The 15200-nt window shown below is 39.1% G+C and carries 11 protein-coding genes; 6 read left to right on the forward strand and 5 right to left on the reverse strand.

The features are described from left to right. Positions 1–3 precede the first annotated feature (3 nt). Positions 4–2208, reverse strand: a complete 2205-nt coding sequence (locus AC6H0V_RS17620; RefSeq protein WP_497561517.1) for an OstA-like protein — start codon at positions 2206–2208, stop codon at positions 4–6. A 133-nt stretch (positions 2209–2341) separates the two neighbouring features. Between AC6H0V_RS17620 and tilS the strand changes: the two genes are divergently transcribed. From tilS to bshA, 3 genes are all read left to right on the forward strand, one after another. Further along, on the forward strand, positions 2342–3676 hold the full coding sequence (gene tilS, locus AC6H0V_RS17625; RefSeq protein ID WP_497561518.1) for a tRNA lysidine(34) synthetase TilS: 1335 nt from the start codon (positions 2342–2344) through the stop codon (positions 3674–3676). Further along, the gene (locus tag AC6H0V_RS17630) at positions 3676–4161 is read left to right on the forward strand and encodes a hypothetical protein (RefSeq protein ID WP_497561519.1); all 486 of its coding nucleotides are present in this window, start codon (positions 3676–3678) and stop codon (positions 4159–4161) included. The genes tilS and AC6H0V_RS17630 overlap by 1 nt, the downstream gene beginning before the upstream one ends. 154 nt (positions 4162–4315) lie before the next feature. Then, positions 4316–5455, forward strand: a complete 1140-nt coding sequence (gene bshA, locus AC6H0V_RS17635; RefSeq protein WP_497561520.1) for an N-acetyl-alpha-D-glucosaminyl L-malate synthase BshA — start codon at positions 4316–4318, stop codon at positions 5453–5455. 11 nt (positions 5456–5466) lie between these two features. On the opposite strand, the gene AC6H0V_RS17640 is transcribed toward bshA, so the two are convergent. From AC6H0V_RS17640 to AC6H0V_RS17650, 3 genes are all read right to left on the reverse strand, one after another. Beyond that, positions 5467–6072 (reverse strand): FEKKY domain-containing protein, encoded by a 606-nt coding sequence (locus AC6H0V_RS17640; RefSeq protein WP_497561521.1) that lies wholly within the window; start codon positions 6070–6072, stop codon positions 5467–5469. A gap of 47 nt (positions 6073–6119) precedes the next feature. Beyond that, entirely contained in the window at positions 6120–7217 is a 1098-nt protein-coding gene (locus AC6H0V_RS17645; RefSeq protein ID WP_497561522.1) for a lactonase family protein, read from the reverse strand. Between the two features lie 138 nt (positions 7218–7355). Continuing rightward, positions 7356–8774, reverse strand: coding sequence for a pseudouridine synthase (locus tag AC6H0V_RS17650; protein ID WP_497561523.1), 1419 nt, complete (start codon positions 8772–8774; stop codon positions 7356–7358). A 221-nt stretch (positions 8775–8995) separates the two neighbouring features. Between AC6H0V_RS17650 and AC6H0V_RS17655 the strand changes: the two genes are divergently transcribed. Together AC6H0V_RS17655 and AC6H0V_RS17660 are read left to right on the forward strand one after the other, a co-directional pair. After that, entirely contained in the window at positions 8996–9769 is a 774-nt protein-coding gene (locus tag AC6H0V_RS17655; protein ID WP_497561524.1) for a lytic transglycosylase domain-containing protein, read from the forward strand. A 55-nt stretch (positions 9770–9824) separates the two neighbouring features. Further along, a complete protein-coding gene (locus tag AC6H0V_RS17660; protein ID WP_497561525.1) occupies positions 9825–10877 on the forward strand; it encodes a 2Fe-2S iron-sulfur cluster-binding protein in 1053 nt (350 codons plus the stop codon). A 53-nt stretch (positions 10878–10930) separates the two neighbouring features. Here AC6H0V_RS17660 and fabV read toward each other — a convergent pair whose 3' ends face one another. After that, on the reverse strand, positions 10931–12136 hold the full coding sequence (gene fabV, locus AC6H0V_RS17665) for an enoyl-ACP reductase FabV (protein WP_497561526.1): 1206 nt from the start codon (positions 12134–12136) through the stop codon (positions 10931–10933). Positions 12137–12358: 222 nt separating this feature from the next. Here fabV and uvrA point away from each other — a divergent pair, with 222 nt between their 5' ends. Next, on the forward strand, positions 12359–15199 hold the full coding sequence (gene uvrA, locus AC6H0V_RS17670; protein WP_497561527.1) for an excinuclease ABC subunit UvrA: 2841 nt from the start codon (positions 12359–12361) through the stop codon (positions 15197–15199). Position 15200 lies beyond the last annotated feature (1 nt).

Here is a 15200-nt window from a genome sequence, read left to right on the forward strand (position 1 = left end):
GTGTTATAATACCTTCTTCACCATTGGTTTGACAGTAGAATCCGGTTTTAATGTAGGGCTAACAACGGGTTGGCTTGGGGTTTTTAAATCCCCTCCTTTCTTTGGAACCGAGGTGGGTTTTATTAATGTTGGGCTAGCGCTCGCATTTTTAGCTGGCACTTTGGGTTTTGCATCGGATTTAGATTTTGGTTTGCCCTTAATGATATCAGCCTTGCTAATTGGTCGTAATTCTGGCTTCCAAATAAAACCTGTTAATGTAACTTCCTTGGGCAGTTTGTCCATTGGATACACTGCTCCTTCATTTCCTTTTACGGTTAAAACATCAGTTAGTTCCTTGTTCGCAAAACTAAACTTGATCCTACTGCTAACAGACTGGCTTAGGTTATCGTATTCGCCATTGTCTTTTTTGTTATAGTACATGCTTTCGGCATTGCCATCAACAACCATGTTATTAAGCTCCCCCTTCACAAAAAATCCGGTAATTTTTTTACCTTTTACTTGGTTAAACTTGGTAGAATCTGTTTCAACGTTTACAATAAACCCATTTTGGAGCACTTGGAAGCTATTGATCTTATTATTCTTAAAAAAAACATGAATGGTGTCGCCGGTTTGTTGAGTGCCGTCAGACCAAAGTATCGGATTTTTATACCATCGCAAAACAGAATCAGCGGCGGTATAAAATAAAGAATCGGCCATTGCCTGCATGTTAGATTTATAAACCCTCACATTGTGATAAGCCCTTATTACCCTTGTTCTAATTGTATCTGCAGGATTAAACGCTACAACGCTATCTGTTTTCGAGGCATTTGCAGCGACCTTTGGTTTCGTGGCAGCAGGTAGTGCAGCGGTGTTTTTTTGATTGGTCTTTGGTTTAACAATAGCTTTCTGGGCAGCTTTTGTAGAATCGATCTTAGCCTCAACTTTCTTCTGAGCAATTGTAAGGGCCAACTGCTTTTTCAGGCTATCGGTTTTGAGGCTATCATTTAATTCCTTTGACCTATCGGCGAGCTTGGGAGGAGGATTCTTTTTGAGCTCTTCAGCTTTTTTTTCTTCTATTTTCCGCTCTTTTTTACTCAGCTTTTTAGTGTCTTTTTTCGTGGTAGGAGTTGATGTTGTTTCGTTAACTACACTCTTTGCCGCTTTTCTGGCTTCGGCTTTTTCTTTTTCTTTTAGCGCAATTGCTGCTTCATCCTCACTACCAACTTCATTGTCTTTTTGAACAACAGGCTTACTTAATAATTTCAAGGTCTTTTGTAAAACCATTTGCGCTTGTAAGGTATCGGCACCAAGAAAGAGCGAATCGGGGATTTTCTTGTTTTTAACGGTTATTGAATCTTTTGTGCCCAGCGCAAACCAGGCATTTCGGGTTACTACTACCCGCTCATCAGCTTTATAATATTCTCCGAGCTGTCCCCTTAATTCGGTCTTATCTTCCGTATCCTTAAAAAGAATATTCTTTACCGCCCTGCCATATCCAATCTTTCCGTAATAATATAGACTGTCGCCCTTTAACGATTTGGTATTTTGGGTATAGAGGTTCTTTTTACCAAAATAGGCATTTTCACTGCTGGTATTATAGGCGCCATTTTCGGTGTACAGATTGTCGTCTTTACCTTTAATGTTGGTTGGACCATAAAAATAGGTCCAATTGGTAAGGGTATTGTACCGCAATGTATCAGATGTGATTACACTTTGCGGCGTAACAACTTTTACATTAAACCTAAAATAAGCATCTTTAGAATTCGCGAAATACCAGCCATTTTTACTGGTAAGTGTAACTTCCCCTTTATTGGCAACAATCTTACCGCCATTTACATAGGTGCCAATTTTTGGTTGCATATCGTAATCCAGTACATTCGTGGTAAGGATAGATGTGCGGTCAATCATTCTTACATTGCTGGATAGATGCGCGTGTTTTTTATTGCCATCGTAATCCAGGAAGTCAGAAAAAATATTTACGGTATCTCCTTGGTTGATATGTACGTTTCTAAAGGCCTCAAAAAAGTTTCGTTCCTTGTAAAAAACAGCACTATCGCAGGTTAAGGTGGCATTATCCTGTTTAAACACGGGATTTTTCACATAGTTTACCCCTGTCTTTGTATCAACGGTTAAACTTGTGGATCTTACCAGCTCAATTTGTGTTCCCTGTTGGGCAAATAAGATGCTTGGAAAGATCAGTAGAAGGAAGAAAAAGCGTAATTTCTGCACTTTACAAAGTTATGTTTTTATTTTAATTCCTTTAAAGGATTGTTGTTCGAGCCCTTTACACCAATTGAGGTCCAAAAACCCAATTTTTTATAAAAAGATATCAGTTATACTTTTATTCAACTATTTTTGAATCATGTTACCCTTGCCGCAGTTTATTGATTACATCCAAAAAAATGTGCTTTTTACCAAGCAGGATAAAATATTGCTTGCGGTGAGCGGAGGTAAGGATTCTGTTCTTATGGCCCAGCTATTTAAACTCTATAACTATAACTTTAGTATTGCGCATTGTAATTTTAATTTAAGGGCCGACGAATCTCAACGCGATGAAGCCTTTGTGAGGTTATTAGCGGCTAGTTTCGAAGTGCCGTTTTATGTTGCACATTTCGATGTGAAAACTTATGCGGTTCAACATCAAGTTTCTATACAGATGGCGGCCAGAGATTTACGCTACCAATGGTTTGAACAGGTTAGGAGCGAAGGTGGGTATAGTTCGATCGCCCTTGCCCATCATCAAAATGATTCGATAGAAACACTTCTGCTCAATTTAACCCGAGGCACAGGCATTAGTGGAATGCATGGAATTTTACCTAAGAGAGAACATCTTGTTAGGCCTTTGTTATTTTTATCGCGACAGCAAATTGATCAGCTAGTGGAAGATAACCATATTGATTTTGTAACCGACAGTTCAAATGAGAGTCAAAAATATGCACGAAATAAGATCCGATTGCAGGTTATTCCGTCGCTAAAAGAAATTAATCCGAACCTCGAGCAAACCTTTGAGCAGAATATTAAACGTTTTGCAGAGACTGAAGAAGTTTTAGGGCTCTATGTGGCACAAGTAAAACAATCCATTACCAGGTCTGATAAAAACGAAACCTATTTTTCAATTCAAAAATTGAAAGAATTGAAACCTCGAAAATTAATTTTATTCGAGTTGTTAAAGCCCTTTCATTTTACGAATTTGGTGGTAGATGAGCTCTTGGGTTCATTGGACAAACAAAGTGGGACGTCATTCTACAGCCAAACACATCGTGCAACAATTAACAGGGACGAAATATTGATATCGCCTTTGCCTAAATTGGAAACTCAAGGGCACTATTTTATCCATTCAACAGAAGAGTTTGTACAAATTGGGGATCAAAAAATCTCTATGTTCCATACGCCTTCTAATTTAGTTGAAGCTAATGCGCACAAAGCATTTGTTGATTTAGATCAGTTAATTTTCCCTCTGGTTGTGCGTTTTAGACAAGAGGGGGATAAGTTTAAACCATTAGGGATGAAACAGCATAAAAAATTGAGCGATTTTTTTATAGATCATAAAGTTCCGCTCCCTCAAAAAGATAAAATTCCGTTGCTTATTAATGGAAATGGCGACATCATTTGGGTGGCCGGTTTTAGGCAGGACGATAGATATAAAGTAAATGCAACAACAAAAAAAGTTGCTATATTCGAATTATCAAATCAATAATGGACCAGAAAAGCATTTATATCGAAAAACAGTACATTGGCCGCGATTATATTCGGATTGCCATTAGGTTAATCATGTCTGCCTTCTGTTTTGCTGCTTATGTTTACGAACGAGATAGAGATAACACCGTTGATCTTTTTTTAGTGGTGGGCTTTGGAATTATTGGGGTTTCTATTATCCTACTCTTTCTTATTCAATACAGCATCCGGATCGAAAATAAAAGTGTGGTTATTGATGGGCTATGGACGGCTAAAAAAGTGAAAATAGACCTAAATAGCATCGTTAAGGTAAGAAAATCAACCTATAGCAATTACATTTTTAATAACCCTGTATATAATCTTCATAGAAATGGCAGTATCCGCTTTTACTCATCCGGTAAGGATGCCATTGTGCTAACCGATCGGGATGGGCTCGAATATTTCATTGGTACGCAGCGTCCAAATGAAATGTATCTGGTAATTAAGGCTGAAATGGCCAGCGCATAGCGATAGGCATGTGGCGTTAAGCGTTATTCTATCGCCAAACGCTCAACGCCTTACGCTAATCGCAAAATTTACCAAGGGATAACACAAATTCAATAAGATATCGGTTAATTTGCTATGCTATATGATGTTCCATCTAGCCAGTTAGACTCTTACAATGAAAATAGGAATAGTTTGTTATCCTACCTTTGGCGGTAGCGGTGTTGTTGCCACAGAGCTGGGCAAAGCTTTGGCTAACCAAGGTCATAAGGTGCATTTTATTACATATAGCCAGCCGGCACGCTTAGATTTTTTTTCGGCCAATTTATTTTATCATGAAGTTTCGGTAAGAGATTATCCCTTATTTGATTATGCCCCTTACGAATCTGCTCTGGCCAGTAAACTGGTAGATGTGGTTCGCTTCGAAAAATTGGATATTTTACATGTGCATTATGCCATTCCTCATGCATCTGCGGCGTTTATGGCTAAACAGATTTTAGCAACCTACGGAATAAACATTCCGTTTGTAACCACCTTGCATGGTACAGACATTACCTTGGTGGGCAAGGATGCTACTTATAAGCCGGTGGTTACTTTTTCTATTAACCAGAGTGATGGGGTTACTACAGTTTCTCAGGATCTTAAAGAAGATACTTACAAGCATTTCGAAATTCAAAAAGATATCAGGGTTATCCCAAACTTTATTGATTTTAATCGATTTAGCCTAAAGCCTAAAGATCATTTCAAAAAGGCGATTGCACCCAACAATGAGCGGATTTTAATCCATACTTCCAATTTCAGGAAAGTAAAGCGTACCGAAGATGTGATCAAGATGTTCCAAAAAGTGCTTGAAAAAATCCCCTCTAAATTGTTGATGGTAGGTGATGGTCCTGAACGTACCGCTAATGAACAACTTTGTAGAGAATTGGATTTATGCGATCACGTAAGATTTTTAGGAAAGCAAGATGCAGTTGAAGAAATTTTATCGGTTTCAGATCTTTTCATCATGCCTTCTGAATCTGAAAGTTTTGGATTAGCTGCCCTAGAGGCGATGGCCTGTAAGGTTCCAGTAATTACCTCTAATGCCGGTGGTTTGCCCGAGTTAAATATCGATGATTATTGTGGGTATATGTGCGATGTGGGTGATATTGACGATATGGCCAATAAGGCAATTACCATTTTAAGCAATGAGGATATCTTGAAATACTTTAAAGAAAATGCGTTAAAGAGGGCGCAAGATTTCGATCTAAAGAAGATCTTGCCCATGTATATCGATTATTATACCGAGGTCTTGCAACAATCTTTGGTTGCGGGATAGGTTACCCTGATTTATCGATGCAAACCAACCACGTCTTTTCTTACTTCTTTTCTCCAGCCTATACCATGTTTTTGATCTAAATAAGCAAATATGGTTTTGTTGTATTGGATAATACAATTTATATCTGGTTGGATGCATCCAAAATCATAGAATTGCAGCTGATATTTCTTTTGAAAATTTATGTCCCCAGGATAGGTTGTCATCGCAATTCCAGAGGCCAATAAAAGTTTAATTTTATGGTTTCGAATATCTTCTTTTGCATGAAAAGCGGTATATTCTTCACAATTTAACGTTAAATAGAGTTGAATAAATTTACTGTTTTTACTAGCGGTTATCACTGTGTCAACTTTAATATAGATCTCGTCCGCGGTTTTTAGATGGTATTTGCCAGGTTTTACTTGCGTAAATCTAAAATTTCCATTTGCGTTTGTTTCGGTAATTTTATTCGTATTGTTGAGCAGAAGTAATATATGATCGGCGGTGACAATTTTATCCCCAACTAGCAACTTAACGTTCCCGTTTAGTGTTACGTGAGTTGGATCTTGAGCGAAAGAAATGAGAGCTACAACCGAAAGCAAGACAACGATAAAAATTGAGCGTTGAAACATGAATATCATGCGGCAATTTTTTAAAGAGGATGAAAAAAATATAGGTTTTCCATAACCTACTTATCAAAAATTAAACATACTGGTGCACCAACAGCAATTCTCTTGCCCGTATCTTTCAATGTGCCTGTTAATTTATCGCGACTAAAAATAACTACATCATTGGAGTATTGATGCGCTACCAATAAAAAATTACCATTCGGAGCAATTACGAAATTTCTTGGGCCCTTTCCTAATGTAGATATGGTTTCTATGTGTTTTAATAAGCCTGTTTCTAGTATTTCGAAGGTAGAAATGGTATTGGCATCGCCGCGATTGGTTTCATAAAGAAATTTCCCATCTGCTGAAACATGAATATCGGCACCATCTACTTTACCGGTAAAATTGGGTGGGGTAGAAGTTACTTCTTGAAGTTTATTTAAATTCCCGTTTTGATAGGCAAAAACAGTAATACTCCCATTAAATTCGTGTGCTAAATAGGCGAATTTTCCGTTCGGTGAAAAGGAAAGATGGCGAGGGCCTGTTCCTGGATTGGTTTTGATTACCTTTTCAAGGATTAATTCTCTTGCGTGCGAATGTGCAAAGCTATAACTATAAATCTGATCCTCGCCAAGATCGGTAACCATCAGGTATTTTTTGTCGGGAGTTAGCTGCACTTGATGAACATGGGCGCTTAATTGTCTTTTAAGATCGATACTTTTACCCGTATGCTGTATCAGTTGTTTAGGGGCCAAAAATTTACCATAAACACTTGTATAAAAAACTTCAACGCTTCCGCCAGAATAGTTTGCCAGAATGATCTGATTACCATTGGTAGTTATGTAGCAAGGATCTGCACCTGCTGTTTGCTTCTTATCAACAAAACTTAGTGTTCCCTTTCTAGCATTAAAACTATAAGAACTCACCGCACTATTCTTCCCATCCTCGTTTACAGCATACACATTTCTTTTATCTGCACTAATTGTCAAATAACTCGGATTAACGGTCTTAGTTACACTTAAAAGCGTGGTTTCTGCCGTTTTTCCATTAAAATCATAACTGTAAATCCCTTCACTTTTTCCGCCATTGGTATAGGTGCCAATAAGGAGCTTGGTGGATTGCGCTCGGAGTTGGATAACTGCAAATAAAGCTAGGAGAAAGGGAATTAATTTTTTCATATCCAAATTTTTAAACTGCAAAATACGGAAAGAAACGCAAAGCGATAAGAGCCCAAGTAAAAAAGTCTCCGAACGAATGTTGGAGACTCTAATAATCTAACGCTTACCGCTCAACGCTTCCGCCAAACGCTCAGCGCCCTACTTTATCAAATGCTTAATCTGGATCAGTTCATGCTCTTCCAAAAACCTCCATCTGCCACGTGGCAAATCTTTTTTGGTAAGATTGCCGTAAACTACACGGTCTAGTTTTACCACATCATAACCCAAATGCTCGAATATTCTGCGTACAATTCTATTTTTTCCACTATGTATTTGGATGCCCACTTCTTTTTTGCTCGCTCCAGTAACATACGAGATGTTATCGGGTTTAATCAGTCCATCTTCTAGCTCTAAACCAAATTGGATCTTGTTAAAATCGCCCTGGCTTAAATTCTTGCTCAGTTCTACATGATAAATTTTAGTAATGCCATTTTTTGGATGTGAAAGCTTATCGGCCAATTCGCCATCATTTGTCATTAACAATAACCCTGTAGTATTTCTGTCCAGGCGGCCTACCGGATAAATTCGTTCGCGACTTGCCTTCTCAACCAATTGCATCACCGTTCTACGCTCTTGCGGATCATCTGTTGTAGTGATATAATCTTTAGGTTTATTTAAAAGTACATACACTTTCTTTTCGCGTTTCAACAATTCCCCGTTGTAGCGCACTTCATCTTTATAAGGATCAATTTTATGACCAAGTTCTGAAACTGGTACTCCATTAACCGAAATTACTCCAGCTTCTATCAGTTCGTCGGCTTTTCTACGGGAGCAAATACCAGAGTTAGCGATATACCGATTGAGGCGGATTAAACCGTCATCTACGGGTTCTTGAATTTTCCTTGCTCTGGTTGCAGGGGCAACGCGTTCTCCACGGTCTGGACGTTTGGCATCGCCTTCTTCTCTTTTTCTATAAGGACGGCTATCTGTACTTCTAGAGACCCCTCCTTTTTTTGCTGCAAATTTTGGTTGATCACCACCAGTTGCGTAATTGTCTTTTTTAACGTAGCTCCGTTTTCCTTCAGTACTATCTTCTTTTGAACTACCTTCTTTAAAGGCTCTAGGTTTGTAGCCCGAATTACCACTTTCTTTTTTCTCCCAAGGTTTAAAACCACCTTTTTCGTTGGCTTCAGTTCTAGGTTTATAATCTTTTCCCGTAGCGGGCCTCGCACTGTAAGGTTTCGAATCTCCATCTCTGGATGTTCTAGGCCTATCTTCTCTTGCTCCACCTTCTTTACCAGTTCTTGCCTTGAAATCCTTTCCAGAAGATGGTCTTGATGTGTATGGCTTCGAATCGCCATTTCTTGATGCTCTGGGTTTAAAGGTCGAGCCCTCTGATTTTGTAAAGGCAGGTCTTTTGCTGTCTTTATCTTCTCGTTTTTCAAATCCAGCGCTGCTACTGCCTTCATTGCTGCCATATCGGCTTTTGGGTTTATCGGTGCCAGCAGGTCTTCTGCTTGTACGTTTTTCGCCCGGTTTGGACTTGTCATCACGACTGTTCCTTTTATTGTCTTTCATCCCTTAAACTTTTTGTTCGCATAAAATATGCGGTTGCAAAGGTAACAAAATTAGGGCAATGTAGGTTTTAAAATTTAGGGTAAAATGAACAAAATGAAATCACGGTTTAAACCGTTTAAACCTTGTTTTTGACCGAAAAATCCGTAACTATTTGATAATTAGATAAATGTATTGTACCTTTGCAAAACCAATTATATTTGTTCACCAAAAAAAGGAGGAAGATGATAAAGAAACACCTCATTCCATGTACGGTAATTTTAACATTACTGGTTATGGCAAAAGTGTTTGCTTACACAGTACCAACATTAAAAAAAGATCTAAAGAACAACAATCTCACCACTATAGTTAAAGACGCTGAAGAGCCAGCATTTACCATAGCTCAACTAGAATTTGCGGACGAAACATTGCCATTGGGCGATGCTCGGGTTAACGGCAAAATGAGGAAAATATTAGCTTCATATGCCTTTCGCAAACTGCAAACAAATCGTTTACATCGAAAAGCTGCCGAATGGTTCCCTGTTATCGAACCTATTTTAGCTGCCTATGGTATCCCGAATGATTTTAAATATATGCCCTTAGTCGAATCAGGTCTACAAAGTGGTACTTCTCCAAAAGGGGCATCGGGATATTGGCAATTTATGCCAGGCACCGCTCGTACCTATGGTTTAAAAGTTAATAGTAGGGTTGATGAAAGGAAAAATTTGAAAAAATCGACCATTGCAGCCTGTAAGTACATTAAGGAGCTCTATGCCATTTTTGATAACTGGGCTTTGGTAGCCGCCGCTTATAATGTAGGCGACGTACATATGAAAAGACAGATCAACAAGCAAAATCAAGATAATTATTTCAAAATGAAATTAAACCGCGAAACAGGAGGTTATGTTTACAAACTAATTTCAATGAAAGAAATTATGGAAAACCCAGTTCGAAACGGTTATACCAGTCAAAAAGCTTTAATAGCTTATACCGCTACTACTCCCTCAACAGTAGAATAACTTAAAAACTTACGAAGTTTTTTAAACTTCGTAAGTTTAAGTTTAAGTTTGTCTCATGAGCTTTCAGAAACTTCGTGTAATTGCGGTAGAGAAACAACCGGCTGAAGTTATCAAAATCAGTTTTGAAACTATCGATGGTGAAAAGCTTAACTATAGTTCAGGGCAATTTTTAACCTTGATCTTTGAGGTAGGCGGAAAAGAATTGCGAAGATCTTATTCGTTCTGTAGTTCTCCAGAAGCAGATAAAGCCATTTCGATAGCGGTTAAGCTGGTTGAGAATGGCGAAATTTCAAGGTTTATCCATCATCAGCTTGCTATAAACGATATTGTCTCCATAGCAGTTCCCAACGGACAATTTGTCTATCATCCACACCGTGAAATTAAAAGAACTGTTTTTTTGTTTGGGGCAGGGGTAGGGATCACTCCTCTTTTTTCTATTCTTAAAACAGCATTGATAGCCGAAATTAACTCTAAAATAGTGCTGGTTTACAGCAGTAGATCTGCGGATGATACACTTTTCTCAAACGAACTTGCCAAATGGGAGTCTAATTATCCCGGTAGGTTGAAGGTAGTGCATTTATATAGCAACTCGAAAAACTTGTTACGCGCTAGGTTAAACGGTTTCCTTATTAACCAATTGGTAAAAGAATTAATGAGTTTTGATAAGAAAGATGCACTTTTTTACCTGTGCGGGCCATATGATTACATGGATGTGTGCAAGATTACGCTCCTCGGTGCCGGTTTTGCACCAGCACAAATAAAGAGGGAGACTTTCGCACCACCAGAAGATGAGCTTGATGAAGATGATGCAACCGAAAAAGTAAAAGATACCAGTAATTATACCGTGAACCTGCATTTCAGAGGAAAAATTCATCATTTAATGGTGCCCTATCCCAAAAGGATTTTAGAGGTGGCACTCGAGAATAAAATCAATCTGCCTTATAGTTGTAGCGGGGGCGTGTGCAGCACTTGCACCGCAACCTGTATAAAAGGTGGCGTACGCATGGACTATAACGAAGTGCTAACCGATGATGAAATAGCGAAGGGTAGGGTGCTGGTTTGCACAGGCCATCCTACTGAGAACGAGACAACTATTAGTTGGGACTAAAAATTAGCTAATTAGTGAATGTACTAATTAGCTAATTGTTAAATTCACCATAGCTAATCCACTTTTGGCTCAACCAATCCCGGCACCTCAACCATTTCATTGGTGTCGGTAGTATAGTCAACTCCCGCTACATCAAAGCCAAATAAATTCAAAAAGTCGCTCTTGTATCCAGCTAGATCGCCAATTGAAGGTAAATTTTCTGTGGTTGCTTCTTTCCATAATGCTGCTACCTTAGCCTGAACATCATCACGCATTTCCCAATCATCAATCCTAATCCTTCCCTTCTCATCAACAGGAACAGCATCGCCGGTATATAATCTCTTTTGGAACAAACGTTGGATCTGTTCGATACAGCCTTCATGAATTCCTTCTTCCTTCATTATTTTGTATAACAGCGAAATGTACAAAGGAATAACTGGAATGGCCGAACTTGCCTGTGTTACCAAAGCTTTGTTAACTGAAACGTAAGCTTTTCCGTTTACTTCTTTTAACTTATCGGTAATGGTAAACGCAGTTGCTTCTAGATGATCTTTAGCTCTTCCGATAGTTCCTTTGCGATACACCGCTTCGGTTACAGCTGGGCCAATATAAGAATAGGCAACCGTTGTAAATCCATCGGCCAGTAGACCTTCTTTCTTTAAAGCATCAATCCACATTTCCCAATCTTCGCCCCCCATAACGGCAACTGTATTTTCTATTTCTTCTTCGTTTGCAGGCTCTATAGTTACTTCTGAAACAATTCCCGTATGAAAATCGACCGTTTTATCACTAAATGCTCCGCCAATTGGTTTAAGTGTTGAACGATGCGTAATGCCAGTAGCTGGATTGGTTCTAACAGGAGAAGCCAAGCTATAGATTACGAGGTCAATCTTACCAAGATCTGCTTTTATCAGGTCGATGGTTTGTTGTTTCACTTCATTAGAAAATGCATCACCATTAATGCTTTTTGCATATAGTCCGGCTTTTTGGGCTTCGGTTTCAAAAGCTGCGGTATTATACCATCCAGGAGAGGCAGTTTTTCCTTCTTTTGGCGGTTTTTCGAAATAAACCCCAATAGTAGCTGCTTCTGATCCGAAAGCGCTCGTAATTCTCGACGCCATCCCAAAGCCTGTAGAAGCACCAATTACCAGTACTTTTTTTGGTCCATTAATAGGTCCTTTAGATTTGATATAGTTGATTTGATTGACCATGTTTTGCTCCGCACCTTTTGGGTGTGCAGTTAAACAGATAAATCCTCGCATTCTTGGTTCAATAATCATAATTTGATTGGCTAATCCTTAAAAATAATGCATTTTATTTAGTTGCATTTCTCCTTCAAAACTATCCTTAATTTTCTTGCGTTCCAAATTTATCTAGTCATCGGATGACTCATCGGAACTCATCTGATGACTAAGAGTCATCAGATGAGTAACTTCTTAGCTTTTTAACTTAAAAATCCTTATTTTTGCAGGCTGTTTTTAATAGCGAGAACCGAGAAATTTATGAGCGAAAAGAACGTTGACCTGGGCGAACAAAAAGATGTAGAAGTGTATGGAGCCAGGGTGCATAATCTTAAAAATATTGATGTTAGTTTCCCCCGTAACCAATTAGTGGTGATTACTGGTTTAAGTGGTAGCGGAAAGTCGTCTCTAGCTTTCGATACCATTTATGCAGAGGGCCAACGCCGCTATATGGAAACATTTAGCGCCTATTCTCGTCAGTTTATGGGAGGGATGGAGCGCCCGGATGTCGATAAAGTTTCTGGACTGAGTCCAGTGATTGCCATTGAGCAAAAAACCACGAGTAAAAATCCACGTTCTACAGTGGGTACCATTACAGAAATTTACGATTTCATGCGTTTGCTCTATGCTCGCGTAGCGGATGCCTTTTCTTACAATACCGGAGAGAAAATGGAACGTATGAGCGAAGACCAGATCCTCAAAAACATCTACAATAAGTTTAATGGCATCCCAGTAAATATCCTGGCACCTGTAGTAAAAGGTAGGAAGGGGCATTATCGTGAACTTTTCGAGCAAATTCGCAAGCAGGGCTATGTAAAAGTTCGTATTGATGGCGAAATTCAGGATTTAGTAGCTAAAATGCAAGTAGATCGATACAAAATTCACGATATCGAAATTGTGGTCGACCGATTGATTATAGATAAGAAAGATCATAAACGTTTGGTGGATAGCATTCAAACGGCGATGCGATCAGGGAAGGGAATTATCAAGATTAGCGATAAGGATAATAATGTATCCCATTTTAGCAAATTCTTGATGTGCCCAACAACAGGTATTTCTTACGATGAGCCACAACCCAACAGTTTCTCTTTTAATTCGCCTTATGGCGCATGCGGACGTTGCGATGGATTGGGGTATATCTTTGTAGTGGATAAGGATTCGGTAATGCCAAACCTTAAATTAAGCATTATCAATGGTGGACTGGCTCCTTTGGGAGAATACCGTGATGTTTGGATGTTCCAAGTATTGAAAGCCCTTGCCAAAAAATATAACTTTTCACTATCAACGCCTTTAGAAAAGTTGGGCGATGAAAATATAGACATCATCTTGAATGGCAGCCATGAACTATTAAGCGTAGCTGTTGAATACAATAAATGGAACGTACAAAACTATCAGATAACCTTTGATGGAATTATTAAACTTTTAGAAGAGCAGCAAGACCGCCGAAGTGATACCGCAAACGCGGATGATATGGATGCGTTCAGAAAGTTAAAAACTTGCCCAGTTTGCAATGGAGCTCGTTTAAAGCAGGAAAGCCTCCATTTTAAAGTGGATGGTAAAAACATCTTTGAATTGGCAGAAATGGATATCTTCAGTTTAAAAACCTGGTTTGCAAACGTTGAAACGAGGCTGAACGATCGTCAGAATACCATTGCCAAAGAAATTCTAAAAGAGATTAGGGCCCGCATCGGTTTTTTAACGGATGTTGGGTTAAACTACCTCTCACTAGATCGTACAGCCCGTACTCTTTCTGGCGGCGAAGCGCAACGCATCCGTTTGGCTACCCAAATTGGTTCGCAATTAATGAACGTGATGTACATTTTAGACGAGCCAAGTATAGGTTTGCACCAAAGAGACAACGAACGCTTAATTGGTGCACTTAAAAATTTAAGGGATTTGGGTAATACCGTTCTCGTGGTAGAGCACGATAAGGAAATGATCTTAGAGGCCGATCATGTTATTGATATAGGTCCGGCAGCTGGGGTACACGGTGGCGAAATTGTAGCTCAGGGAACCCCGGCACAAATTTTAAAATCGGGAACGCTTACCGCTGCTTATTTGAATGGTAAGAAGGGAATAGTAGTGCCAAAAAAACGCCGAAAAGGAAATGGTCATAAGCTTTCAATCATCAAAGCAAGCGGACATAACCTTAAAGATGTTTCGGTCGACTTCCCTTTGGGTAAATTTATTGCCGTAACGGGAGTTTCGGGGAGCGGTAAGTCCAGTTTGATTACAGAAACATTATATCCAATTTTAAACCATCATTTTTTTAGAGCCAAAAAACATCCCCTCCCATACGAAAAAATTAATGGACTAAAAGAAATTGATAAGGTAATCGAGATTGATCAAGCGCCAATTGGTCGTACACCAAGGTCCAACCCATCAACTTATACGGGAGTTTTTTCTGATATCCGTAACCTATTTGTACTCTTACCTGAAGCGAAAATCCGTGGCTATAAACCTGGTCGTTTTTCGTTTAACGTAAAAGGAGGAAGGTGTGAAACCTGTCAAGGTGCTGGAATGAAGGTAATTGAAATGAACTTTCTGCCTGATGTAGCTGTGCCCTGTGAAGAATGTGGAGGAAGAAGGTACAATAGAGAAACCCTGGAAGTTCGTTATCGAGGAAAATCCATTAGCGATGTGTTGGATATGAGTATCGAGGAGGCCTGTGTTTTCTTTGAGCAGATGCCTGCGATTTACCGTAAGATTAAGACATTGAACGATGTAGGTTTGGGTTATATCCGATTGGGACAGTCGTCTACAACGCTATCAGGAGGAGAGGCCCAACGCGTTAAGCTGGCCACCGAATTATCAAAAAAAGATACAGGAAAAACATTTTATATCCTTGATGAACCTACTACAGGCCTACATTTTGAAGATATTAATGTATTGCTAGGTGTTTTAAATGAGCTGGTTGAAAAAGGAAATACCGTTTTGGTGATCGAACATAATCTAGATGTGGTTAAAGTAGCAGATTGGGTAATTGATCTTGGTGAGGAAGGGGGAGCCGGCGGAGGTAGGATTATTTTTGAAGGAACACCAGAAGGCCTGATTCAAAACCCCATTAGTTTAACAGGCAAGTTCTTGAAAAAAGAAATGTAAT

The organism is Pedobacter sp. NO84, from assembly GCF_059703915.1.